The 23,241-nt window shown below is 72.4% G+C and carries 20 protein-coding genes; 12 read left to right on the forward strand and 8 right to left on the reverse strand.

The genetic code is table 11. From position 1 onward, the window contains the following. Window positions 1-52 precede the first annotated feature (52 nt). Complete coding sequence (locus HD597_RS54410; protein WP_253755913.1) at window positions 53-1,531, reverse strand: AMP-binding protein; 1,479 nt, start codon at window positions 1,529-1,531, stop codon at window positions 53-55. 305 nt (window positions 1,532-1,836) lie between these two features. On the opposite strand from HD597_RS54410, the gene HD597_RS54415 reads away from it, so the two are divergent. After that, window positions 1,837-3,189: a hypothetical protein gene (locus HD597_RS54415; RefSeq protein WP_253755915.1), complete on the forward strand. Its 1,353-nt coding sequence runs from the start codon at window positions 1,837-1,839 to the stop codon at window positions 3,187-3,189. Window positions 3,190-3,282: 93 nt separating this feature from the next. On the opposite strand, the gene HD597_RS54420 is transcribed toward HD597_RS54415, so the two are convergent. Next, a complete protein-coding gene (locus tag HD597_RS54420) occupies window positions 3,283-5,655 on the reverse strand; it encodes a helicase-associated domain-containing protein (RefSeq protein ID WP_253755917.1) in 2,373 nt (790 codons plus the stop codon). 45 nt (window positions 5,656-5,700) lie between these two features. On the opposite strand from HD597_RS54420, the gene HD597_RS54425 reads away from it, so the two are divergent. Beyond that, window positions 5,701-6,633 (forward strand): hypothetical protein, encoded by a 933-nt coding sequence (locus tag HD597_RS54425; RefSeq protein ID WP_253755919.1) that lies wholly within the window; start codon window positions 5,701-5,703, stop codon window positions 6,631-6,633. Here the strand turns inward: HD597_RS54425 and HD597_RS54430 are convergent. Next, window positions 6,626-7,243 (reverse strand): TetR/AcrR family transcriptional regulator, encoded by a 618-nt coding sequence (locus HD597_RS54430; RefSeq protein WP_253755921.1) that lies wholly within the window; start codon window positions 7,241-7,243, stop codon window positions 6,626-6,628. The genes HD597_RS54425 and HD597_RS54430 overlap by 8 nt on opposite strands. Before the next feature lie 85 nt (window positions 7,244-7,328). After that, on the reverse strand, window positions 7,329-7,715 hold the full coding sequence (locus tag HD597_RS54435) for a hypothetical protein (protein ID WP_253755923.1): 387 nt from the start codon (window positions 7,713-7,715) through the stop codon (window positions 7,329-7,331). 104 nt (window positions 7,716-7,819) lie between these two features. Here HD597_RS54435 and HD597_RS54440 point away from each other — a divergent pair, with 104 nt between their 5' ends. Together HD597_RS54440 and HD597_RS54445 are read left to right on the forward strand one after the other, a co-directional pair. Then, window positions 7,820-8,437 (forward strand): HAD family hydrolase, encoded by a 618-nt coding sequence (locus tag HD597_RS54440; RefSeq protein ID WP_253759871.1) that lies wholly within the window; start codon window positions 7,820-7,822, stop codon window positions 8,435-8,437. 93 nt (window positions 8,438-8,530) lie between these two features. Continuing rightward, entirely contained in the window at window positions 8,531-8,926 is a 396-nt protein-coding gene (locus HD597_RS54445) for a cold-shock protein (protein ID WP_101789277.1), read from the forward strand. Between the two features lie 48 nt (window positions 8,927-8,974). On the opposite strand, the gene HD597_RS54450 is transcribed toward HD597_RS54445, so the two are convergent. Next, complete coding sequence (locus tag HD597_RS54450) at window positions 8,975-10,726, reverse strand: MFS transporter (protein WP_253755925.1); 1,752 nt, start codon at window positions 10,724-10,726, stop codon at window positions 8,975-8,977. A gap of 114 nt (window positions 10,727-10,840) precedes the next feature. Between HD597_RS54450 and HD597_RS54455 the strand changes: the two genes are divergently transcribed. Then, the gene (locus tag HD597_RS54455; protein WP_253755927.1) at window positions 10,841-11,641 is read left to right on the forward strand and encodes a DUF3027 domain-containing protein; all 801 of its coding nucleotides are present in this window, start codon (window positions 10,841-10,843) and stop codon (window positions 11,639-11,641) included. 68 nt (window positions 11,642-11,709) lie between these two features. Then, window positions 11,710-14,745: a sacsin N-terminal ATP-binding-like domain-containing protein gene (locus HD597_RS54460; protein ID WP_253755929.1), complete on the forward strand. Its 3,036-nt coding sequence runs from the start codon at window positions 11,710-11,712 to the stop codon at window positions 14,743-14,745. Between the two features lie 54 nt (window positions 14,746-14,799). Here HD597_RS54460 and HD597_RS54465 read toward each other — a convergent pair whose 3' ends face one another. Further along, window positions 14,800-16,089, reverse strand: a complete 1,290-nt coding sequence (locus tag HD597_RS54465) for an alpha/beta hydrolase (RefSeq protein ID WP_253755931.1) — start codon at window positions 16,087-16,089, stop codon at window positions 14,800-14,802. Window positions 16,090-16,140: 51 nt separating this feature from the next. Between HD597_RS54465 and HD597_RS66300 the strand changes: the two genes are divergently transcribed. After that, window positions 16,141-16,296 (forward strand): hypothetical protein, encoded by a 156-nt coding sequence (locus HD597_RS66300; protein ID WP_253755933.1) that lies wholly within the window; start codon window positions 16,141-16,143, stop codon window positions 16,294-16,296. A gap of 96 nt (window positions 16,297-16,392) precedes the next feature. Here HD597_RS66300 and HD597_RS54475 read toward each other — a convergent pair whose 3' ends face one another. Continuing rightward, a complete protein-coding gene (locus HD597_RS54475) occupies window positions 16,393-16,605 on the reverse strand; it encodes a DUF2530 domain-containing protein (RefSeq protein WP_253755935.1) in 213 nt (70 codons plus the stop codon). 59 nt (window positions 16,606-16,664) lie between these two features. Here HD597_RS54475 and HD597_RS54480 point away from each other — a divergent pair, with 59 nt between their 5' ends. From HD597_RS54480 to thpR, 4 genes are all read left to right on the forward strand, one after another. Beyond that, window positions 16,665-18,128: an NCS2 family permease gene (locus HD597_RS54480; protein ID WP_276083270.1), complete on the forward strand. Its 1,464-nt coding sequence runs from the start codon at window positions 16,665-16,667 to the stop codon at window positions 18,126-18,128. 132 nt (window positions 18,129-18,260) lie between these two features. Then, window positions 18,261-18,713: a MarR family winged helix-turn-helix transcriptional regulator gene (locus HD597_RS54485; protein WP_080044745.1), complete on the forward strand. Its 453-nt coding sequence runs from the start codon at window positions 18,261-18,263 to the stop codon at window positions 18,711-18,713. A gap of 23 nt (window positions 18,714-18,736) precedes the next feature. After that, entirely contained in the window at window positions 18,737-19,978 is a 1,242-nt protein-coding gene (locus HD597_RS54490; RefSeq protein ID WP_253755939.1) for an MFS transporter, read from the forward strand. A 109-nt stretch (window positions 19,979-20,087) separates the two neighbouring features. Beyond that, the gene (gene thpR, locus HD597_RS54495) at window positions 20,088-20,645 is read left to right on the forward strand and encodes an RNA 2',3'-cyclic phosphodiesterase (RefSeq protein WP_253755941.1); all 558 of its coding nucleotides are present in this window, start codon (window positions 20,088-20,090) and stop codon (window positions 20,643-20,645) included. Between the two features lie 187 nt (window positions 20,646-20,832). On the opposite strand, the gene HD597_RS54500 is transcribed toward thpR, so the two are convergent. Beyond that, window positions 20,833-21,801 (reverse strand): aldo/keto reductase, encoded by a 969-nt coding sequence (locus HD597_RS54500; RefSeq protein ID WP_253755943.1) that lies wholly within the window; start codon window positions 21,799-21,801, stop codon window positions 20,833-20,835. Between the two features lie 86 nt (window positions 21,802-21,887). Between HD597_RS54500 and HD597_RS54505 the strand changes: the two genes are divergently transcribed. Beyond that, window positions 21,888-23,180, forward strand: a complete 1,293-nt coding sequence (locus HD597_RS54505) for an MATE family efflux transporter (protein WP_253755945.1) — start codon at window positions 21,888-21,890, stop codon at window positions 23,178-23,180. Window positions 23,181-23,241 lie beyond the last annotated feature (61 nt).

A 23,241-nucleotide genomic window follows, 5' to 3' on the forward strand; every position in this document is an offset into this window, starting at 1 on the left:
ATTGACACGCGTCTGACCGGGAGCACGAGATCGCCCCGCCTCCGCGGCAGGCTCAGCCGAGGAGGCTCCGCAGGGCCTTGCGGTCGAGCTTGAGCACGCTCGTCAGCGGCACGGACTCGACGAACCGCACCTCGCGCGGGTACTTCACCCGCCCCACCCGCTCGCGGGCCCACTCGATGAGCTCCTCGGCCGTCACCGTAGCATCCGGCCCGAGCTGCACGAACGCGACGACCTCCTCACCGAGCCGGGGGTCGGGCCGGCCCACGACGCCCGACGCCACGACGTCGGGGTGCCGATCGAGCGCGTCCTCGACGTCGCGGGGGAACACGTTGAAGCCGCCGCGGATGATCAGATCCTTCTTCCTGTCCACGATGTACACGTAGCCGTCGTCGTCCACGCACCCGATGTCGCCGGTACGCAGCTCCTTGCCGACCAGCGCGGTGCCCTCGGGGTCGGGCTCGTGCTCGCCCCAGTAGCCGAGCATCAGCGAGTCGCCGGAGACGCAGATCTCGCCGACGTCCCCGGTCTCCATCGCCTCGCCGTCGCCGTCGCGGATGGTGATGGTGTAGCCGGCCAGCGGGAGACCGACGCTGCCGGCCCGCCGCCTGCCCGGCGGGTTGAACGTGGTGACCGCGCTGGTCTCGGTCAGGCCGTAGCCCTCCAGGACCTGCACGCCCGGCACCCTGCGCTCGAACTCCTCCAGCGTGTGCCTGCCGAGCGGCGCCGCGCCGCAGGTGAGGTAGGCCAGGTCGGGCAGCGGATGCTGCTCCAGCGGCTCGGCGAGCAGGAGGTGGATCATGGAGGGGACCACGGTGGCGTAGTGCACGTGCTGCCCGGCGGCCAGCTCCAGGAAAGCCCGCGGCTCGAACCAGCGCATCAGCACCGCCTGCTGCGGCTCGGTGGCGTGCAGCGAGGCGATCGTGATGATCAGCCCGTACGCGTGCGAAAGCGGCACGGGCACCAGCGCGCGGTTCTTGCCCTTCTGGTGCGACAGCTCGAAGGCGTCCTTGGCCACGTGCCACAGGCCGTGGTGGCTGAGCATGACACCCTTGGCCCTGCCGGTCGTGCCGCCGGTGTAGAGGAGCGCGGCCAGGTCGTCGGGGTCACGGGAGACGGGGCCGCGTTCGGCCGCCCGCTCCAGCTCCGCCGTGTCCACATGGACGGGGATGCCGACGTCGGCGGCGCGCACGTTCTCCGCCAGCTCGGGCGAGGTGACGATCGCGCTCGCGCCGCTGTCGAGCAGGAGGTGGCGCAGCTCCTCCGGCCCCACCAGGAACACCACCGGCGTCACCACCGCGCCCGCCGCCCACAGGGCCTGGTAGACGATCGGCACCTCGGGGGAGTTGGCCATCATGACGGCCACCCGGTCGCCCGGCCGGATGCCCGCCTCGGCGAAGCCGCCGCACATCCGGCGCGCCCGCTCGGCGAGCGCGTGACTGCGGTGCCAGACGCCTTCGTAGTACACCGAGTCGTGGTCGTCGAAGCGGCTCCACGACTCCTCCGCCAGCCTGCCCAGCGTTTGCTCGGTCACATGCACAACCTGATGCTTGTGAGCAGGCCCAGTCAAGCCTCCGCCTCTTGACTAGTCCTTGTGGACGGTGTTCTTGTAGCCCGTAAATAGGTATAAATTTCCCTCTATCACCATTCGTGTTTTCATGTTGCTCTAGATCGTGTAAAGGTGGGGTGCCGAGGGTCGCAGGGCGGCCCTGGCCACCTGTCTCCGCAGTTCAGGAGCCGGGTGGTGACAGTCGGTAACGCTCATGGATAAACGAAGAAACTCGTTGTCTCGCCATAATTCCTGTAGAAAAGTTTCCAGTTAGCTACCGAGGTGGCTTCGTGACCGAAACGCCTGAACCAGGCGAGATCGACCTCGACAACATGACGCTCGCAGGGAGCCTCATGGCCGTCACCGAGCACCTCCGCGCCGTGGCCGGTCCGGCCACCAGAGACCTGACCAGACGGGAGGCCGACGCGCTGCTGCGCTCGTACCTGGAGCCGGGCTCCTTCCCCGAGGCGGTGCGCCGCCTGGCGAGCCGCCACCTGCTGGTCCTCGTCGGCGAGCACGAGACGGGGCGGCGGCTGGGGGCGCTCGCGCTGCTGTCGCGCATGTCGCTGGCCGAGAGCACGATCACCGTGCTGTCTCCGGCCGCCGGCGCGCACGACCTGCTGACCGGCACCGAGTACGAGCCGGGCCGGGCGTACCTGCTGCACGACTGGATCGTTGCCAGCACCGACCGGACCGAGCTGGTCAACCTGGCGCGCAAGCTGGCGGAGCTGGGCTCGTACCTGGTGATCACCCGCAGCGGGGCGCCGTCGCAGGCGGTCGAGGTGGAGCACGCGTGGGCCGCGCCCGAGCCCGGCGAGCTGTTCGACCTGTGCCTGAGCACGTACGACCTGCGTGCCGGGCTGTCCCCCGAGAAGCTGACCCGGGCCAGGGAGGCGGCGCTGACGCTGCCGACGCCCGCCGAGGTCGTCCGCCTCGCCGCGCGCCTGGCGCCCGGCGGCGAGCCTGCCGGCGCGGACGTCGCGGCCTGGCTCGACACCAAGCCGCCCATGCGCGAGGTGCTGGCCGCGGCGGCGCTGGCGTTCACGCACCGGCTGGCCGAGCCCGACTTCGACGAGCAGCTCTCCCGGCTCGAACGGCTCTGCCACGAGATCGGCCGCCGCCCGCTCACCGGCCCGCTGATCGGCGTCGAGGACGGGCTCGTCGCCTTCCTGGCGCCGCACCAGCGGGCGCGGGTGCTGGGTGAGCTGGCCGGCCGGTACGGGTTCTCGCTGTGGCAGCCGCTGCGCGAGTGGGTCAGGTCGCTGCCGGGGCAGGGGCCGGCCGTCCAGGTACGGGCGGCGGAAGGCGTGGCGCTGCTGGCCCGGCACTCGATGAAGGAGGTCCGGCAGGAGTTCCTGGAGGTCTGGGCCCGGGGAAGCGCGGCCGAGCGGGTGGCGGCGGCCAACGTGCTGTCGTACATGTGCGCCGACGACACTCTCGCCCCCGAGGCGCTCGGGATCGCGCTGGGCTGGGCCGCCGACCCGCAGGACGTCAGGGCGACGGCGGCGGCCGTGGCGCTGGGCGCCGGGCTGTCCGTGCGTTACCCCGGCGACTGCGCCCGGCTGCTGCGCCACCTGGAGTCGCTGGACGGCCCCGCGGCGACGGTGGCGGCCCAGTCACTCAAGTCCCTGCCACGCCGGTGACACGGACCGGCGCCCAGAGCGCTGCGACGCCGGTGACGTGGGCCGGCGCTCAAGGCGCTGCGACGCCCGTGACGCGGGTGGTCCGGCCGCTTCTCAGAGGCCTGCGACGCCGGTGATGCGGTGCAGGGCGAAGCGGTGCACCGCCGCCCGCGTCTCGTCGTAGGCGGTCAGGTAGCCGCCCTCCATCCGCGCCGGCTCCAGGATGCGCGAGGTCGCGTTGCCCTGCGAGTCGAGGTAGCCGATCCACACCCGCACGCCCTGCTTGATCGCCTCCTGCAACGCCGAGATGGTGGCCGTGGCGGGGCCGCGCGGCACCTGGCCACCCGGGGCGTCCACCGGCTCCCGCCTGGCCAGGTGAGCCGCGTCGCCGGCCCGCAGCGCGCGGACGGCCGCCGCCGCGACCTCGGGGTCGAGGCCGTTGGGCGAGGTCACGGCGCGGGCGAGGGCGACCCCCTCGGTACGCCGGCTCTCGAGCTGCGAGATGATCACATCGCCGTCGAGCGACTCCGCGACCGGCGCGTACCCCATGGCCCGCAACGAGTCGACCAGCGCCGCCCTGGACGAGCGGGAGGCGATGACGGTCGGCGCGAGCCGGCGCAGCCGCAGCGCCGCCGAGCGGCGGTCGGCGGTGATCTGGTCGAGCAGCGCGGGGTCGTCGCAGCGGATGTAGGCGCTCGCGGTGCCCACCCGGATCCGCCCGTGCCGCCTGGCCACGTCGGTCACCAGGTACGACAGCGCCTGCGGCACCGGCGTGGCCGAGTGCCGGGCCAGCATCGCCACCAGCTCCTCGCCGCCGTGGCCCGCGTCGAGCGCCCGCCTGATCGAGCTCTCGCTGAACCGGTAGACCGTGGCCCCGCCCTTCGACTCGACGTCGGCGGTGAGCGTCATCCAGCGGTTGAGCTCGCTCGTGAGCGGCCCGGGCGCGACGGCGGTGAGGTCGGCCTGCAGCAGCACGTGATCGACGGGGTCGGGCAGCAGCGGCGCCAGCAGCCCGGCCGCGTCGCCGCCCTCGACCAGCGCGCGCCCGTGCCCGGACAGCGCGCCCAGCCCGGTCACGCCGACCTGCTCGGCCTCCCGCAGCGTGAAGTCGACGAGCTGCTCGCGCAGCGGGCCGCGGCGGCGGGGCTGCTCCCACGCCAGCCGTTCCAGCACGGAGTCGCGGTCGGGCGCCAGGCCCGGCGCCGAGGCGAGCACGCCCAGCGTGGCCGCCCTGACGCCCGGCGCGGAGGAGCGGCGCAGGTCGGTGTGCAGGGCGTTGAGCGGCCTGTCGCGGTCGTCGCGCTCGCCGGCCAGGCCGGGCACCCGGTCCATGTGCAGCCATGTGGCCGCCAGCGCGGCCCACCGGTCGGCGGTGGACCTGACCCGCCACAGGTCGTAGCCGGAGGTCGGCAGCCACTCGCCGTCCACGCCGCCGCCTGCCGCGATCAGCCCGGCCGCGTGCGCCACCTCGACCACCAGCGCCGTCACCCACTCCGGCAGGTCCAGCTCGCCCGCCGCGCGCTTCAGGTCGCGCACGCCGAGCCCGCCGGTGCGCAGCACGCCCGGCGGCTCGACGCTCCACCGCTCGCACAGCTCCTCGACGGCCCTGACGAACGAGAACGCCTGCCCCGCCGCCGTACGGTCGGCCAGGGACGGGTCGCGCGTGGCGCCGTGCAGCGCCGGCGGCACGGCCAGCAGGTCGCGGTGCACCCGGCCGCCGCGCAGGAACAGCCCGACCTCGCGGGGCAGTGTCACGCTCTCCTCGCCCGTGGCGGCCAGCAGGCCGCGGGCGAGCAGTTCCTCGATGGGGGAGCGGGCCGACCCGATCCGCACCTCACGCCTGGCGTTGGGCACGCGGCCGGTCGGCGGGCCCCAGACGAGCTGGTCGAGCGCGCCCCTCGCCTCGGGCGAGACGGACGCGACGAGCGCGGCCGGCTCGGTCAGCGCCGCCGCCAGGCGCTCCTTGCCGGAGCCCGCCGTGCCGGGGGCGACGTCGTCGGCCATCTCGTCGAGCTGCTCCGGCGCGTGGTGCCGGAACGCGTCGGCCGCCCTCGGGCCGAGGCCGGCCGGGTCGTCGAGCACCTTGCGTACGCCGGGGCCCAGCTCCAGCGCGTCGTCGGGCCCGTAGACCAGCGCGAGGTCGCGCAGCCTGTCGAGCGCCGTGGACAGCGCGGGCTCCGGATCGGCCGGCTCGCCGCCCTCGGCCGCCCGCGGGTGCGTGGGGTCGCCGGACCCCAGCGCCCTGCCCATGAGGTCGTGCAGCGCGTCCTTCGCGATCGGCTCGTCGCGCACCGCCAGCGTCTCCACGACGGCCAGCGTGAACCGGTCGAGCCGGTCCAGCACCCTGCCGATCGCCGAAGGACTGGCGGCCCGCGAGGCGAGACCCTCCAGATGCGCGGGCACCGGAGTGATCAGCTCGGGACGCGCGGAGACGAGCGCCCGTAGCTGTTCGTCGGTGCGCCCCCTGATCCACTCCGTGAACTCCATCGTTGCCATGGTATGTCCCCCCTGATTGGGGCAGCATTGCTAGTCGTGATAGAGCGCGCGGACCAGCTGGTGCTGAACTACGTCTCGAAGGCGGCCGACGCCGCCCACGGCGTGCTCAGGGCCGACCAGCGGCTCGACTTCGCCAAGCGGCTGCGGGCCAGGATCGAGGCCGAGCGGCGCGGCAGTCAGAGCGCGCGCGAGGTGGCGAAGGTGCTCGCGCGGTTCGGTGATCCGGCCGCCCTGGTCGAGCGCGAGGCCAGGAGGCTGGCCGAGCAGGGCGTCCCCACCAAGCGCGACCTGGCCCCCACGGGCGCGCCGGGCGCGGCGGCCACCCCGGGCGCGCCGGCCGGTCCGGGCGCGCCGGCCGGTCCGGGCGCGCCGGCCGTTTCCCGCGCGAGTGCTGTGGAGGGGCAGGGCCCGGCGGGTACGCGGGAGTTCCCCGCCATCGTGGACGACCGTGCCGCGCAGCCGCCCGGCGTCCGCGCCTACCGGAGGCTCGCGCAGGAGCGCCTCGACCGGCAGCGGCAGGGCCTCGGGATGCCGTTCGCGGGGCTGCGCAGGGCGGCGATGTCCAGCGCCAACCCGATGGCCACCGGCGGCAGGGACGCCAGGACCATCGTCAAGGAGCACCCCCGCGACGTGTCGGCCGTCGTGATCCTGGTGGTGGCGGCGCTGCTGGTGCCGATCGACCTGCCGCCGCTGGCGATCTTCGAGGTGCCCCTGGTGGTGTGGGCGGTGGGCGCGGCGATGGTGCTGCTCAGCGACAGCTGGAACGTGCGCGACAAGTTCGTCGGGGTCGGCGCGCCGCTGCTCGGTTACTCGGTGGGCGGGGTGCTCATCGGCGGCCTGCGGGTGGGCATCGAGGCCGGGATGCAGGCGTTCGTCCAGCAGTTCTTCGACGTCAGCGGCACGATGTTCATGATCGGTACGGGGGCGGGCGTGCTCTGGCTGGCCTACCGGCTGCTCGACGTCAACTGACCGGCGCCGGGCTGGGCAGCAGGCCGACCGCCAGGCGTACCCAGGCGGCCACGAACTGGTCCTTCTCCGCGTGCCCCGGCAGCTCGCCCACGGTCTCCTGGAACAGCCGGTAGTGCACCACGGAGCCGCCGAGCACGGTCGCGATGCCCGGCCAGTCGAGCTTGACGTCGCGGTACTCGGGCTGCGCCTGGAACCAGGTCACGATGGCGTCGAACATGGGCTGCATCAGCCCTTCGCGCACCACCGCGACCAGCTCGGGGAACTGGCTGAGGTCGCGGAAGAAGACCCGGGTCAGCTCCGACTCCTCGCGCACCTTGGCCAGGCCGGCGCGGCACACGTGGGCCAGCCGCTCCTCCAGGTCCACCGAGGCTTCCATGCTGCTCAGCTCGGCCAGGCTGCCGGCCACCTGGAACCGCGTACGGCTGGCGTGCTCGTTGATGGCGGCGGCCAGCACCTCGTACTTGGACTTGAAGTGCCGGTAGAGCCCGCCGGCACCGGGAGACAGCCCTGAGGCGGCCTCGATCTCGGCCACGGAAGTGGCGGAGTAACCCCGCTCGGCGAACAGCCGCAGGGACTCATCGATGATCCGCTCACGGGTCGATCTGCTCATATCTACGCTGATACCTCCGTAAGGAGAGTAATCGCTTCCGCGGGCCGCGGTTCAGGCGGCACGCTGCGAAGATCGGACTTTGCACTCAGGAGCCCGCACGCCGGATCAGGCCCGCCAGCGCGGAGCCCGCGACCAGCCAGACGATCGCGGCGAGCCCGTGGTTGACCAGCGCCGTCCAGCGCGGGTCGGCGAGCTGGAAGAGGTTGGCCAGGCCCAGTGACAGCCACGTCGCCAGCAGCTCGACGAACTGGTACCAGACGTTGCCCGGATTGGCCCGGAAGACGGTGAAGAGGGCGTGGAGCAGCAGGGCCAGGGCGGCCACCCGGGAGGCCAGCCGGACCAGACCGGCCAGCGTCGAGGCGGCGCGCTGCCTGACCGTCACGGGGCGCCCGCCGGGGCGGGCCGGGCGGTGGGGGCGGGGCGGAGCGGAGGAGGCGACGAGCCGGTCGCCGGGCTCAGGGGGGTCGGTCACGGCCGCTCCTCTCCGATAAGTAACTCCTTTCTTCCCATTTCTCTCGCCGCGGAACAAGGGCAGTTACGCGGGGTAGGGAGTCCTTTGGCATCCTGCAACGTGTGATGACTTCGGTGGGATTCGACCTTGACATGACATTGGCCGACACGCGGGCGGGCATCGCGGCCGTTTACGACGAGCTGGCCGTGCGATTGGGCGTGCCATTTGACAGTGCGGCGATCGTGAGCCGGTTGGGGCCGCCGCTGGAGGTGGAGCTGGCCAACTGGCTGCCCTCGGCGGAGGTGCCGGCCGCCGCCGACCTCTATCGAGAGATATATCCGGAAATGGGGGTTCCGGTGCACACGGCCATGGCCGGCGCGCACGAGGCCATCGAGGCCGTGCGCGGGGCCGGTGGCGGGGTCATCGTGGTGACCGGCAAGAACGTCCGCGACGCCCGCGGCACGGTCAAGGTTCTCGGGCTCGACGTGGACGAAGTGGTCGGCTCGGTTTTCGGTGCGGACAAGGGATCGGCACTCGCGCGCTTCGGCGCGGCGGCTTATGTTGGTGACCATGTCGCGGACATCAAGGCGGCACGCGCGGGCGGCGCCGTGAGCGTGACAGTCGCGACCGGCCCTTACACGGTGGGAGAGCTGCGTGATCACGGAGCAGATGTGGCACTGGGCGACCTGACCGAATTCGCCGCCTGGTTCGCCGGTTGGCGCGAGCATGACGCGCTTCGCTAATTGTCCCGCATTTACCCGGTCGCCCCGGCGCTTCGCGGGGCATAACCTACATCCATCCATCCTGCTTTTCGACTGTTTGAACGAGGTCCTCCTGTGCCGAGTGGCAAGGTCAAGTGGTACGACGCCGACAAGGGATTCGGCTTCCTCACCCGCGACGACGGCGGTGAGGTCTTCGTGCATTCATCCGCGCTGCCCGCAGGCGCAGGCCCGCTCAAGCCCGGCCAGAAGGTCGAGTTCGGCGTGGCCGAGGGCCGCAGGGGCCAGCAGGCGCTCTCCGTGAGGATCCTGGAGCAGCCGCCGACGCTGGCCAAGACCAAGCCCAAGGGCAAGCGGAAGAAGCCGGACGAGATGGTGGTCATCGTCGAGGACCTGATCAAGCTGCTCGACGGGGTCTCGACCTCGTACCAGCGGGGCAAGCACCCCGACGCGGCGCACGCCAAGAAGATCGCCCAGGTGCTCCGGGCGGTCGCCGACGACCTCGACGCCTGACCTCTTCCCCGTCTCCCCGCGCCCCGGCCCGCCCCGTCCCCGGGCGGGTCAGCCGTTCGGGTTCGTGAGGGGCTTGGTGGGGTCGATCTTCTCCTTCCGCGCCGGCTCCTCGCCGCCCCGCGGCTCGTCGTACGGGGCGGTCTCGTCGTACGGGGCGGGCTCGTCGTAGGCGGAGGTCGCTTCGTGTGCGGGGGCCGAGCCAGCGGTCGAACCGTTCGTGGCGGCCGAGCCGTTCGTGGCGGCCGAGCCGTTCGTGGCGGCGCCGCCGCGGGCGCCGGGCTCGGCGTGGGCGGCGGCCGTCCCGGCCGGATCGGCGGCCTCGGCGCGCCGGCGGCGCAGGTCGGCCTTGGTGGCGCGGACCCGCTTGCGCCGGGAGACCAGCAGCCACCCCAGCGCCGCGGTCAGCGCGACCGACAGCGTCACCAGCCCCGCCAGGCTGCTCTCGGTGAGCGAGAGCACCAGCCCCACCAGCCCGCCGAACACCCAGGCGAGCTGCAACACGGCCTCCACCACGCCGAAGGTGGACGAGCGCACCTCCTCGCCGATCTCCCGCTGCACGATCGCGTCGAGCGCCAGCTTGCCCAGCTCCTGAGCGAAGGCCGCGACCAGCGAGATCGCCAGCGCGGCCCACAGCCCGAAGAAGACGGCGGTGACGATGGCGGTCACCACGGTCATGGCCAGCGTGGCGAGCACGATGAGCTGCGGCGCGTGGTTGCGCGTCCAGTTCGCCACCACGGCGCCCGCCAGGCCGCCCAGCCCGGCCGCGCCCGCGAGCAGCGCGATCGTCTTGGGGATGTCGAAGAACGGGTCGCGCGCCCACGGCTCCGCCGCCGCCAGCCACGGCACCGCCTCGTCCTGCACCAGGAACAGCAGGAAGAACAGCAGGAACCCGGAGAAGACGCGGATGGCCACGTTCGCCCAGACCGCCTCGGCCACCGCGGGCCCCACCTTCAGCAGGGTGCGCCCGCGCGGGGGCGCGCCCTCCTCCTCCATGTCGGGGGAGTCGACGTGCCGCGGCAGGCGTACGGCGACGACGCCGAGCAGCAGGAAGCCCACCATGGCGACGCGCAGCATCATCGCGCTGCCCAGCCACGCGGTCAGGCCCGCGCCGACCGGCACCGCCACCCCGGCCGAGACCAGCGTGAACAGCGCCACCCGCGCGTTCGCCGAGACCAGGGTGATGTCGGCGGGCAGCACGCTCGGCATGATCGCCGCCCGCGACACGTTGTACGCCTTCGACAGCACCAGCACGCCCAGCGCCCCGATGAACAGCGTCGGCAGGTCGCCGGGGCCCACGGCCGCCGCCATGGCGAAGCACAGCAGGCCGCGCCCGAACAGCGTGCCCGCCATCACGTAGCGCCGGCCCGACCTGAACCGGTCGAGTATCGGCCCCACGAACGGCGCCAGCAGCGCGAACGGCAACATCGTGATGACGAGGTAGAGGGCGACGGAGCCGCGCGCCTCGCCCACCGGCACGCCGAAGAACACGGTGCTGGCCAGCGCCACCGTGACGAAGGCGTCGCAGGCGCTGTTGCCGGCCGACAGCTCGATCAGGCGGCCGAGCCCGGTGCGGCCCGCGCCGCCCGCGTACGTGAGCCTGCGCGTGGCCTTGCCGACGCTCCGCGCGCCCCTGGCGGTGGCCTTGCTCGCCCGCGCGGTGCCGCTGGCCGTGGCCCTGGTCGCGCGTACGGTGCCGCTCGCGGTGGCCTTGGTGGCGCGCACGGTGGCACGACCGGCGTCAGCGGCGCCGCGCGCCACGCGCCGGGAGATGTGGCGTGCCCGCTCCCAGCCTCCCTCCACGACTACCAGTCTTACCCGATCCTGGCCCGATCTCAGCCGTGTGGGCCCCCGCAGGTCCCGTGATGGGTGAGAATGAAGTGTGAGCGAACAGCACCTTTCGGCGGAGGCGGCCCGATGAGCCGCACCAGGGCCCGCGTCTCCGCTCCCGACCAGGCCTGTGTCGCCGCGGTCGATCTGGCGCGCGCCGCGGCCGAGGAGCTCGCGCGGCCGGGCGCGCCTGGCGAGCACCTCGGTTACGAGAGCGAAGGCGACCGGATCGTCACCCACTACTTCGCCTGCCTCGATCGGGCCTATCGCGGCTGGCGCTGGGCCGTCACCGTGACGCGTGCCTCGCGCGCGAAGAAGGTCACGGTCAGCGAGGCCGTGCTGCTGCCCGGCTCCGGAGCGCTGCTGGCGCCGGAGTGGCTGCCGTGGAGCGAGCGCCTTCGCCCCGGCGACCTGGGCGTGGGCGACCTGCTGCCGACCGCGGACGATGACGACAGGCTCGCGCCGGGTTTCACCGAGACCGACGACGACGCCGACCATCAGGCGGTTTTCGAGTACGGCCTGGGCCGGGCCCGTGTGCTCTCGGCCATCGGCAAGGACCGGGCGGCCAGACGCTGGCACTCGGGCGAGCACGGGCCGCACACACCGATCGCACACGCCGCTCCCGCGCAATGCTCCACCTGCGGCTTTTACTGGCTGCTGGCGGGTGGCTTGCGGCAGATGTTCGGAGTCTGCACCAACGAGTACGCCCCTGACGACGGCAAGGTCGTGGCCGCCGACCACGGCTGCGGTGCCCACTCGGAGGCCGCGGTGCTGCCGCCGCCCGTGGAGCAGGCCATCCCGATTCTCGACGATCTGGGTTACGACCTCATGGAGGAGGAAGCAGGTTCGGTGGACGAGTCGGCTTCCGAGGAGCTCGGCCATTCCTGACCGAGAGTGTCGGTGAAGGCCGCTAACCTACGGTGGCCCCCTACCCTCTCCAATCAGGATCGTGATCGATGAGCGACACCTACGGCACTGACCGGATGCGAGCCGCCGTCCTCTCGGCGTGGACGGCCTCGCCCGCCCGGTTCCGCGAAGACGCCAACGCGGAGGAGGACTTCGCGCTCGGCGGCTACCGCGATCGGCTGATCGTCGAGCTGGCGCAGAACGCCGCCGACGCGGCGCTGCGGGCGGGCGTGCCAGGGGTGCTGCGGCTGACGCTGCGCGGCGAGGTGCTGACGGCCGCCAACACGGGCGCCGCGCTCGACGCCACCGGTGTGGAGAGCCTGTCCACGCTGCGCGCCTCGGGCAAGCGTGCCGAGGCGGGCGCGGCGGGCCGGTTCGGGGTCGGGTTCGCGGCGGTGGTGTCCGTCTGCGACGCGCCCTCCATCGGCTCGCGCGGCGCGCCCGCGGTGCGCTGGTCCCGTACGGAGACCGCGGCCCTCGTCGCCGAGACCCCCGCGCTCGCGGGCGAGCTGGCCGAGCGCGGCGGGCATGTGCCGCTGCTGCGGCTGCCCTTCGACGAGCCGCCGATGATCGACATCCCCGACGGCTTCGACACGGTCGTCCGGCTGCCGCTGCGCGACCAGGCCGGCGTCGAGGCCGTGCGGCGGATGCTGGCCGAGACGAGCCCGGCGCTGCTGCTCGGCATGCCCGCGCTGGAGAGCATCGAGATCGACGTCGACGGCTCCGTGCGCACGGTGGTCGCCGACGGCTGGCACGTCGTGTCGGAGTCCGGCGAGTTCACGCCCGAGGAGGTGGGCAGGCTCTTCGCCGACCGGCCCACCGAGGAGCGCGCGCGTCCCTTCTGGTCGCTGCGCTGGGCGGTGCCGGTCACCGGCACCGGCGAGCCGGGCCCGCTGCCCGCCGCCGTGCCGCCCGTGGTGCACGCCCCGACGCCCAGCGACGAGCCCATCGACCTGCCCGCGCTGCTGATCGCCTCGTTCCCGATGGCCACCGACCGGCGCCACGTGGCCAAGGGGCCGCTGGCCGACTTCCTGGTCGAGCGGGTCGCCGACGCCTACGTCCGGCTGCTGCGCGAGCTGCCGCGCACCTCCAGGCTGCTCGACCTGGTGCCCTCCCTCATGGGCAAGGGCGAGCTCGACGCCCGCATCCGCAGGGCGGTGCTGGAGCGGCTGCCCGGCACGCCGCTGCTGCCCGCGCTGTCGGCGCCCGCTCCGGCCGTGCGGACGCCGTCGTTCGCCGACGAGAAGGTCTACGAGCCCGACGCGCAGTGGCAGGTCGAGCACCCGGCGCCCGAGCCCGACGGCGACGGCTGGGTGGTGACGGGCCGCGAGGCGGCCGTCGTGGCCGCCGCCTCGGCCGAGCTGCTCGCCACCGTCGCCGCCTTCGTGCCGGGGCTGCTGCCCGCCGGCTGGCCCGCCCGCCATCCCGCCATGGCCGCGCTCGGCGTGCGCAGGGTGGAGCTGTCCGACATCGTCGACCTGCTGTCGGGCGAGGCCGTGGAGGCGCGCGAGCCGTCGTGGTGGCGCTCGTTGTACGAGGTGCTGCCGGCCGACGACCCCGAGTCGCTGGGCGCGCTGCCGGTGCCGCTGGCCGACGGCCGGCTGGTGCGCGGGCCGCGCGGCACGCTCATCCTGACCGACGGCGGCGCCGAGCTCGACCTGACGCCGCTCGGGCTGCGCATCGTGCACCCGGAGGCGGCGCACCCGGCGCTGCTGCGGCTGGGCGCCGCCGAGGCCACGCCGCGCACGGTGCTGGACGACCCGCTGACCAAGGCGGCCGTCGCGCAGTCGCTCGACAGCCCCGACCCCGAGCCGGTGGCCAGGGCCGTGCTGTCGCTGGTGGAGGCGTCCGGGCTGGGGCCCGGCGAGGCGCCGTGGCTGGGCGAGCTGGCGCTGCGCGGCGCCGACGGCGAGCTCTACCCGGCGGGCGAGCTCATGCTGGCCGACGGGGCGCTGGCGGCGGTCCTGGAGCCCGACACGCATCTCGGGGTGGCCGCGGCCGAGCTGGAGGAGACCTACGGGCCGCGCGTGCTGGCCGCGGCGGGGGTGCTCGACGGGTTCGCCGTGGTGCACGAGCCCGACGTGCTGCTCGACCCCGACGAGTGCGACCACGACCTCGACGGCGAGGCCGACTGGCTCGACCACGTGCTCGACCTGCTGCCCGAGCTGGACGTGCCGCCGCTGGTGCCCGAGTTCCTCGCGGTGCGCGACCTGGAGCTGGTGGCCGACTGGCCGGCCGCGCTGGAGCTGCTGACCACGCCGCCGCTGCGGGCCGCGCTGCACCCGCTGCGCGTGGAGGGCGTGGAGGTGCCGTCCTACACGGCGTGGTGGCTGGCCAACCATCCCGTGCTGGGCGGGCGCAAGCCGCTGGAGCTGCGGCTGCCCGGCGCCGACCCCCTGCTGCAGGGCCTGTTCTCCGACGCCCCGGCGGGGCTCGACGAGGCGGCGCTGTCGATGCTCGGCGTCCGCACGACGCTCACGGAGCTGCTGGCCTCGCACGGCGGCCCCGAGGAGCTGCTCGACCTGATGGCCGACGAGTCGATCGAGGTCGACCGGGCCCAGCTCAGGGCGTTGTGGATCGCGCTGGCCGCCGTGGACCCGTCGCGGGTGGCGCCGCCGCCGAGCCTGCGGGCGGTGCTCGGCGGGGAGATCGTGGTGGCCTCGGCCGAGGACGTCGTGGTGGTGGAGGCGCCCGACCTGCTGCAGCTCGTCACCGACCGGCCGCTGGTGCTGGCCCCGTACGACCTGGCGGAGGCCCTGTCCGAGCTGCTCGACCTGCCGCTCGCCGGCGAGCTCACCTCGGGTGCGGTCACTTCGGAAGGGGTGACGCGGCAGGTGCCCGCCGAGGTGCGGTCGTTGCTGCCGGCCGCGCCGGCGACGTACGTCGAGCACGAGAAGCTGCTGGTGGACGGCGTGGAGTGCGCCTGGCGCTTCTTCGAGGGCGCCGTGCACTGCACCGGGGTCGACGGGCTGGCCAGGGGGCTGGCCTGGGCGACCGGGCAGTGGAACGACCGCCTCGCGGTGGCCGCCCTGCTGCGCGACCCGGGGGCGGTGCCGCTGCTGCTGGCCGAGGCCGACCTGTCCTGACCACAGCACGCCGGGGAGGCGCCCTCGTCGGCCTCCCCGGTATCGGGCTCGTGATCAGGCGCCGCAGGTGCTGCCCGCGGCCGGCACCTTGCCGTCGAGCACGTACGCGTCCACGGTCCTCATGACGCAGGTGTCGCCGGTCAGGTAGGCGCCGTGGCCCTCGCCCTCGTAGGTGACCAGGACCCCGGTCCTGAGCTTCTCCGTCAGGCTCGTGGCCCACTGGAACGGCGTGGCCGGGTCGCCCTTGCCGCCGATGACCACGATGGGCGCCGAGCCGGTGGCGTCGATGCGCCTGGCCTGGTCGTCCCCGCGCACCGGCCAGTACTCGCACGACCCGCTGCTGATCCCGTCGAAGGACAGCACCGGGAAGATCTTCTTCACCCGCTCGTTGGTCCTGGCCATCTGCGCGGGCGTCGGGCGCTCGGCGTAGTCGGCGCAGTTGATGGCCTGAAGGCTGGTCATCATCGTGTTGTACGTGCCGTCGTGGCGGCGCCCGGTGTAGGAGTCGGCCAGGGCGAGCAGGATGGTGGCGTTGCCCTTGCGCGCGGCGGCGGTCGCCTGCTCCAGCACGGGCCAGCTCTGCTTGGCGTACAGCGGGGTGATGACGGCGAGCTGGCCCAGCCAGAACGTGAGCTCGCGGTCGCCCACCTTGATCGGCTCGGTCTTGAGGCCCTCGACGAAGTCCTCGACCGTCTTCACCACGGCGGCGGGGGTGGCGCCGAGCTCGCAGCTCTTCGCCACGCAGTCCTCGGCGAACGCCTCCAGCGCCTGGTCGAAGCCCGTCGCCTGGATGACGGCGCGTTCCTCGTAGGTCACCGAGGGGTCGAAGGCGCTGTCCAGGACGAAGCGGCCGACGTTCTTGGGGAAGTGCGTGGCGTAGACGGCGCCGAGGTGGGTGCCGTACGAGAAGCCGAGGTAGTTGAGCTGCTTGTCGCCGAGCGCGGCCCTGAGCAGGTCGAGGTCCTTGGCGGCGTTCACGGTGCCCACGTGGGGCAGCACCTTGCCCGATTCCTGTTGGCACGCCTGGACGAACTCCTTGGCCAGCGCGTCCTGGTCGTCGTCCGCGTCCGAGGCCATGATCTCGGCGAACTCGTTCCCGCAGGTGACGCCGGCGCTGCGATCGACGCCGCGCGGGTCGAAGCCGACCAGGTCGTAGCGGGTGCCGAGCTTGCTGAACGCGGTGGCGGTCATGGCCAGCGAGTCCACGCCCGACGCGCCGGGGCCGCCGAAGTTGAACACCAGGGAGCCGAGGCGGTCGCCGGTGGCCTTGACCCGGAGGAGCGCGATGTCGATCTTCTCGCCGTCGGGCTCGGAGTGGTCCAGGGGACCGGGAGCTTGCCGCACTCGACACCGGGCCCGGGAGTGAACGGCTTGCCGTCGGGGCCGACGAGGTCGGTGCACGCGCTCCACGCCACCGTGCCCGCCGTGCCGCCCGTGCCCCCCGTGCCGCTCTGGGCGGGCGGTGCTGAGGTGCCGCCGGTGCTGCAGGCGGTGAGCACCACGGCGCCCAGGAGGAAGGTTGCGATGGGCTTCTTCATGCAACAAGCATGAGTTGGCGGGCATGTGCCGATGTAGTGGGCAGAAACACCACTTAAAGGTGACTTCGGGGAACAGCCGGAGATGACGAATGTCACCTGCCGCGCGGGGTCAGCCGCGCCCGGGCCTCCGGACGAGCCAGATGCCGACGAAGCCGAAGCCCACGCCCGTCAGGCAGGTCCAGATCCACCAGGTGTTCTCGGGGGCGGGACGGAAGATCAGCAGGGCGACGAACGCGACCGCCCAGACGGCCGTGCCGACGGCGACGGCGGCCGTGTCGTTGGTCTTGATCGGCTCGGGGTCGGGATGCCACTGCTGCTTCACGTTGTCCAGCCTAGCTTCCAATCGGGTCTCGATCTCATCACTGGCTCTTTTCGCAGTTCATGACTGCTGTCACTCTTCGCGTCGTGAGTGACACACGTAATGCGATAGACCGTTTCTTCGCAATCTCCGCACGAGGGTCCACCGTCTCCCGAGAGGTACGCGGCGGCATCGCCACGTTCTTCACGATGGCGTACATCGTCGTGCTCAACCCGTTGATCCTGGCCAACGGCAAGGACGTGGACGGCCAGTTCATCGCCGACAACGCGACCGCCCCCGTGGCCCTCGTCGCCGCGGGCACGGCGTTCGTGGCCGGCGTGCTGACGATCCTCATGGGGGTCATCGGCAGGGTGCCGTTCGCGATGGCGGCCGGGCTCGGCCTGAACGCCTTCGTCACCTTCCAGATCGCCACGGTGATGACCTGGGAGGAGGCCATGGGCCTGGTCTTCCTCGAAGGCGTCATCATCGCCGTGCTGGTGCTGACGGGGCTCAGGACGGCGATCTTCCACGCCATCCCGGCCCAGTTGAAGACCGCCATCAGCGTGGGCATCGGCCTGTTCATCGCGCTGATCGGCTTCGTGGACGCCGGTTTCGTGCGCAAGGCCGCCGGGACGCCCCTGGAGCTCGGCATCGGCGGCTCCCTGACCTCCTGGCCGATCTTCGTGTTCATCATCGGCCTGCTGGCCACGGCGGCGATGGTGGCGCGCAAGGTCAAGGGCGCCATCCTCATCGGGATCGTCGGCACCACGGTCCTGGCCATCATCGTCGAGGCGATCGCCAAGCTCGGCCCGGCCTCGCCCGACAACCCCTACACCTGGCAGCTCAACCGGCCCGTCGTGCCCGATCAGGTCATCGGCTTCAACAACCCGCTGGTCCTGTTCACCGAGTTCGACCCGTTCGGCGGTTTCATCCGGGTGGACGTGCTGCTGGCCGCCCTGCTCGTCTTCACCCTGCTCATCACCGACTTCTTCGACACGATGGGCACCATCGTGGGCGTCGGCCGCCAGGCGAACCTGGTGCAGGCGGACGGGACGCTGCCGCGTACCAGGGAGATCCTGCTCGTCGACTCGCTCGGGGCCGCCGCCGGCGGCGCCGGATCCGTCTCCTCCAACACCACCTACATCGAGTCGGCCGCCGGGGTCGGCGAGGGCGCTCGCACTGGCCTCGCCAGCGTGGTCACGGGTCTGCTGTTCCTCGTGGCCATCTTCTTCACGCCGCTCGTCACCATCGTGCCCTACGAGGCCGCCGCGCCCGCGCTGGTCATCGTGGGCTTCCTGATGATGACCGCCATCAAGGACGTCGACTGGGACGACTTCGAGATCGCGATCCCGGCCTTCCTGACCATCGTGATCATGCCGTTCACGTACTCGATCTCGAACGGGATCGGCGCCGGGTTCATCAGCTACGTGCTGATCAAGGTGGTGCGCGGCAGGGCGCGTGAGGTGCACCCGCTGCTGTGGGGCGTGGCCGCGCTGTTCGCGCTCTACTTCGCCATCGGCCCGGTCAGGGCGATGCTCGGCCTCTGAGCCCGTACCTGCCCGTCACACCTTCGGAGCCGTCCCGCGCGCGCGGGGCGGCTTCGGGGTATCAAGGGGTGGAACAACAGTTGTGTCCGGAAATATCTTGTCTTGCCGTATAGTTAGCAAAGGTAATGACTCATGCTAACCAAAACCCAGCCCAAGATGGACCTGCGCAGCGACGCAGGTCTGGCTTCAGCCCTGCGCGTGTCCCTGGCAAGGCTGAACCGACGCCTACGACGACAGGCGGCGGCGCACTCGCTGACGCCCACACAGTTCGCGACCCTCGCCGCGGTGGAACGGCATTCCGGGATAACCCCCGGCGAATTGGCCGAGCTCGAGAAGGTGCAACCACCCTCGATGACGCGCGTGATCGCCGCCCTAGAGGAGCGCGGCCTGGTCGCCCGCACCCCGCATCCGACCGACCGGCGGCAGGTGACCGTCTCGGTGACCGAGGCCGCCGAGAAGCTGCTGAAGGAGGAGCGCCGCCGCAAGGAGGCGTGGCTGACGCAGCGGTTGAAGGAGCTGTCTCCGGAGGAGAGGTCGATCCTCAGGCAGGCGGCGCCGATCCTGGAGAAGCTCAGCAAGATATAGAGCCCGAAGAACCCAGGACCGGGATGTTCCGGTCACTCAGGGTTCGTAACTACCGCATGTTCGCTGCGGGCGGCACCGTCTCCAACATCGGCACCTGGCTGCAGCGCACCGCCCAGGACTGGCTGGTGCTGGATCTGACCGCCGGCCCCGGCAACGCCCACGGCAGCGCGGCGGCGCTCGGCACGGCGACCGCGCTGCAGTTCCTGCCGATGCTGCTGTTCGGGATGTTCGGCGGCGTGCTCGCCGACCGCTACCCCAAGCGGCCCATTCTCATCGGCGCCCAGACGCTGATGGCCGGGCTGGCGCTCACCATCGGCATCCTCACCATGACGGGCACCGCCCAGGTCTGGCACGTGTACGTGATGGCGTTCCTGCTCGGCATGATCTCCTGCGTGGAGGTGCCGACGCGGCAGGCGTTCGTGGTCGAGATGGTCGGCCGCGCGGACCTGCCCAACGCGATCGCCCTCAACAGCTCCATCTTCAACCTGGCCCGCGTGGTCGGCCCGGCCCTCGCCGGCGTGCTGATCTACGTGCTGGGCGGCACGGGGCCGATCTTCCTGATCAACGCGCTGACGTTCGGCGGGGTGATCTCCAGCCTGATCTTCATGCGCAAGGCGGAGCTGAACGTGGCCGAGCCCGTCCCGAGGGCCAAGGGCCAGCTCCGCGAGGGGCTCCGGTACGTGCTCCAGCACGAAGAGCTGCTCATGCCGGTGCTGCTGATCGCCTTCGTGTCGATGTTCTCGCAGTCGTTCTCGATGTCGATCGCGCTGATGGCGCGTGAGGTGTTCGGGGCCGGGGCGTCCTCGTTCGGGCTGGCGTCCAGCATGTTCGCGGTGGGCGCGCTCGGCGGGGCGCTGCTCGCGGCGCGCCGGGCGCGGTTGTCGCGCAAGGTGCTCTTCGCCGGGGCGATCGGGTTCGGGCTGTTCCAGATCGCCACCGGGGTGGCGCCGTTCTACCCCGCGTACCTGCTGCTGCTGATCCCCACGGGGATCGCGCTGATCACCATCAACACCGTCGCCAACGCCAGCGTCCAGCTCGCCACCTCGCCCGAGATGCGGGGGCGGGTCATGGGGATCTACATGCTGGTCTTCACCGGCGGGGCTCCCGTGGGGGCGCCGCTGATCGGGTGGCTGTCCGAGCTGGGCGGGCCGCGGACGGGGGTCATCCTGTCCGGGGTGCTGGTCCTGGTCGGCACGGGGCTGGCCGTGCTGATGACGCGCCTGATCAGCTCGCGCGTGGGCAGGCCGGCGCTCGCGGTCGCATGAGTCATGAGCCCGGCGTCGTCGTCGCCGGGCGGCTGGGCGGGCACCCGCGGCACGCGGGTGCCCGCCCTTGTTGCACGGGCGGGGACGGGCCAGGGGAGAATCGTGGGGCATGAGGCTCTTCGCGGCGCTGGTGCCGCCCGATGACGTGCTGGACGAGATCTCACGTGCCATCGCGCCGCACGTCGGGCAGGTGCCGGGGCTGCGCTGGCCCGATCGGGAGACCTGGCACATCACGCTCGGGTTCTTCGGGGAGGTGCCCGAAGAGGTGCTGCCCGAGCTGGAGACCCGCCTGGCCCGTGCCGTACGCCGCCACTGCGTGCTGAACCTGGCCTTCCACGGCTTCGGCGCCTTCTCCTCCGTGCGGCGGGCACGGGTCTTCTGGGTGGGCGTCAGCGGCGACTCCATGACCAGGCTCGCCGACTCGGTCAAGGCGGGCGCGCGCCGGGCGGGAGCGGCGCAGACCGACGAGAAGCGCTTCCATCCCCACCTCACGCTTGCCCGTGCCAAGGGCGAGACGGACCTGCGCGAGCTGGTGGAGTCGCTGTCGGGATTCAGCGGGTCGCCGTGGCGGGCCGAGAGCGTCAGGCTGGTCCGCAGCCACACGGGGGCGCAGGTGAGGTACGAGTCACTCGCCGAATGGGCGCTGGCACCCGCCGGGCAGAGCTAGGCTCCAGGTCGTGGATCGTCCTCGCTCCTGGCTGCTGCCCATCGTGCTCGGCCTGCTGCTGCTGATCGTCGTCGTCGGCGCCGTGCTGACCTGATGCCGCATGCCGCCGGGCCCGTGCCCGCCTGGGGCCGCGCACGCCGGGGCCGCCGCCGGGCAGGTGGCGCCACGGCGACGGCCCGCCGGCCTGCTACCAGGCGTAGTCCTCCGGCGCCGTGCGGTGGCCGGGGAAGATCTCGTCGAGGCGGGCCAGAGCGGCCTCGTCGAGGTCGATCTCCAGGGCGCGCAGGCTGCCTTCGAGCTGCTGCATCGTGCGCGGGCCGATGATCGGTGAGACGACCGCGCGCTGCTTGAGCAGCCAGGCCAGGGCGACGTCGGCCGCCTCCTCGCCCAGCTCGTCGCAGAACTTCTCGTACTGCTCGATCTTGTCGCGGTGCCGTTCGAGCTGCTTGAGCATGTGCTCGGCGCCCGAGCGGCCCTTGTCGAGCTTGCGCAGGACGCCGCCGAGCAGGCCGCCGGCCAGCGGGCTCCACGGGATGACGCCGAGGCCGTAGTCCTCGGCGGCGGGCAGCACTTCGAGCTCCGGAGCGCGCGTGAGCAGGTTGTAGTGGGTCTGCTCGCTGACCAGGCCGAGGAAGTTGCGGCGGGCCGCGCTCTCCTGGGCCTTGGCCAGGTGCCAGCCCGCGAAGTTGGACGAGCCGACGTACAGGATCTTGCCCTGCTGCCGCAGGACCTCCATGGCTTCCCAGAACTCCTCGAACGGGGTCGTCCGGTGCACGTGGTGAGCCTGGTAGATGTCGATGTAGTCGGTCTGCAGGCGCTTCAGCGAGGCGTCGCACGCCCGGCGGATGTTGAGCGCGGACAGCCCCCGCTCGTTGGGCCAGTCGCCCATGTCGCCGTAGACCTTGGTGGCCAGGACCGTCTTCTCCCGGCGGCCGCCGCCCTGGGCGAACCACCGGCCGACGATCTGCTCGGTGATGCCCTCGCCCTTCTGGCCGCCATAGACGTTCGCCGAGTCGAAGAAGTTCAGCCCCAGCTCGTGGGCCCGGTCCATGATCGCGAAGGAGTCCTCCTCCGTGGTGCGCGGGCCGAAGTTCATCGTGCCGAGGCAGAGCGGGCTCACCAGGAGACCGCTGCGTCCGAGGTTGACGTAGTCCATGACACAACACACTAAGGACCTGGAGCGCACTCCAGGCCATAGACTCGCGTCATGATCTCGGACCCCCCGCCGGATCTGCGTCGCTCATGATCGCGCTGCTGCGCGCCGCCGTGCCGCTCTTCCTCGCGATGGTCGCGGGCACGGCGGGGTCGCTGGTGGTCACCTCGGTGCTGGGCAACCACGACACGGTCACGCTGGCCGCGTTCGCCGTGATCAGCGCCGTGCTCAACGCCGCTGCCGCCGCCGTGCAGGGCGCGTTGCGGGGGCTCGGGCCGTTCGTGGCACCGTTCAGGGAGGAGCCCGCGGCGGCCGTGCCGGTCGTGCGGGACGCGCGCTGGCTCAGCCTGGCCACGGGCACGCTGGGCGCCCTCGCGGTGCTCTGCGTGCCGCTGCTCGCCCGCGTCACCGGGGTGCCGGACGAGGTGGTGCGCGAGATGGGGGTGCTGCCGTGGCTCCTGGCGGTGTACCTGCTGGTCTTCGCCTCCACGGGCGGGGCGAGCACCATCCTGGTCGCGCTGGGGCGCAGCCGTCACGTGCTCTGGCCGACCCTGGTCTTCGGGGTGGGGGTGGGCGGCCTCACCGCCCTGCTGGTGCCGGAGCTCGGCCTGACCGGGGTGGGCATCGCCTGGGTGGTCTCCGGCGCGGGCGCGGCCGGCGTGGCGGCGATCAGCCTGCGGCGGGCGCTGGGGCGGCCCATCGGGCAGGGACGGCCCAGGACGCGCGAGATCGTCAAGCTGGCGAAGGTCAGCATCCCGCTGGCCGGGACCGTGCTCGTCAAGTTCGGCGTGCTGGGGGTGGTGACCTTCGCCGCGAGCACCACGAGCACGCGCGACACCGCCGCCCACGCGGTGCTGATCACGCTCACCGGCCTGATCATGCTGGCCTCCCTGTCCGTCGCGCAGGCCGCGGTGCCCGAGGTGGCCCGCGCGCCCGACGTGGCCGGGGCCCGGCGGGCGCACCGGGCCGCGGCCCTGCTCGCCGTCACGGGGACGCTCGTGGTGGCGGCTGTGCTGCTCGGGCTCGGAGAACACGTGCTGACGCTCTTCACCGACGACGGCGCGGTGCGGGAGCGGGCGCTCGGGCTGCTGCCGCTGATGTTGCTGTCGTCGGTGCTCGACGCGGCCCAGGCGGTGCAGGGCACCGGGCTGACCGCGCTCAAGCGCTCCTCCTCCAGCCTGCTCTCCTTCGTCATCGGGTACGGCCTGCTGGTCGTGGCCGCCGTGCCCGTCGCCAGGGCGTGGGGGATCGACGGGTTGTGGGCGGCCATGGCGGTGGCCAACGGGCTCCTGGTGGTGTTGCAGGGCACCGGTTTCCACCGCCACAGCGCCAGGGTGGGCCAGAACCCGGGCGGCACGAGGTCGCCCGCCCGGGCGCGGTAGGCGGAGGAGCCCGGCTTGCGTCCCCACCGTGTTGGAAGGCCGTCCGGCGCGCGCCGGTGGG

The sequence above is a fragment of the Nonomuraea thailandensis genome (assembly GCF_024172165.1).
Lineage (GTDB): Bacteria > Actinomycetota > Actinomycetes > Streptosporangiales > Streptosporangiaceae > Nonomuraea > Nonomuraea thailandensis.

Coding starts and splice junctions, on each gene's coding strand:
- HD597_RS54500 (WP_253755943.1), bottom strand. CDS start 21,801: ATGGACTACGTCAACCTCGGACGCAGCGGTCTCCTGGTGAGCCCGCTC.
- HD597_RS54420 (WP_253755917.1), bottom strand. CDS start 5,655: ATGGAGTTCACGGAGTGGATCAGGGGGCGCACCGACGAACAGCTACGG.
- thpR (WP_253755941.1), top strand. CDS start 20,088: ATGAGGCTCTTCGCGGCGCTGGTGCCGCCCGATGACGTGCTGGACGAG.
- HD597_RS54440 (WP_253759871.1), top strand. CDS start 7,820: ATGACTTCGGTGGGATTCGACCTTGACATGACATTGGCCGACACGCGG.
- HD597_RS54505 (WP_253755945.1), top strand. CDS start 21,888: ATGATCGCGCTGCTGCGCGCCGCCGTGCCGCTCTTCCTCGCGATGGTC.
- HD597_RS54490 (WP_253755939.1), top strand. CDS start 18,737: ATGTTCCGGTCACTCAGGGTTCGTAACTACCGCATGTTCGCTGCGGGC.
- HD597_RS54455 (WP_253755927.1), top strand. CDS start 10,841: ATGAGCCGCACCAGGGCCCGCGTCTCCGCTCCCGACCAGGCCTGTGTC.
- HD597_RS54485 (WP_080044745.1), top strand. CDS start 18,261: ATGCTAACCAAAACCCAGCCCAAGATGGACCTGCGCAGCGACGCAGGT.
- HD597_RS54480 (WP_276083270.1), top strand. CDS start 16,665: ATGACTGCTGTCACTCTTCGCGTCGTGAGTGACACACGTAATGCGATA.
- HD597_RS54460 (WP_253755929.1), top strand. CDS start 11,710: ATGAGCGACACCTACGGCACTGACCGGATGCGAGCCGCCGTCCTCTCG.
- HD597_RS54430 (WP_253755921.1), bottom strand. CDS start 7,243: ATGAGCAGATCGACCCGTGAGCGGATCATCGATGAGTCCCTGCGGCTG.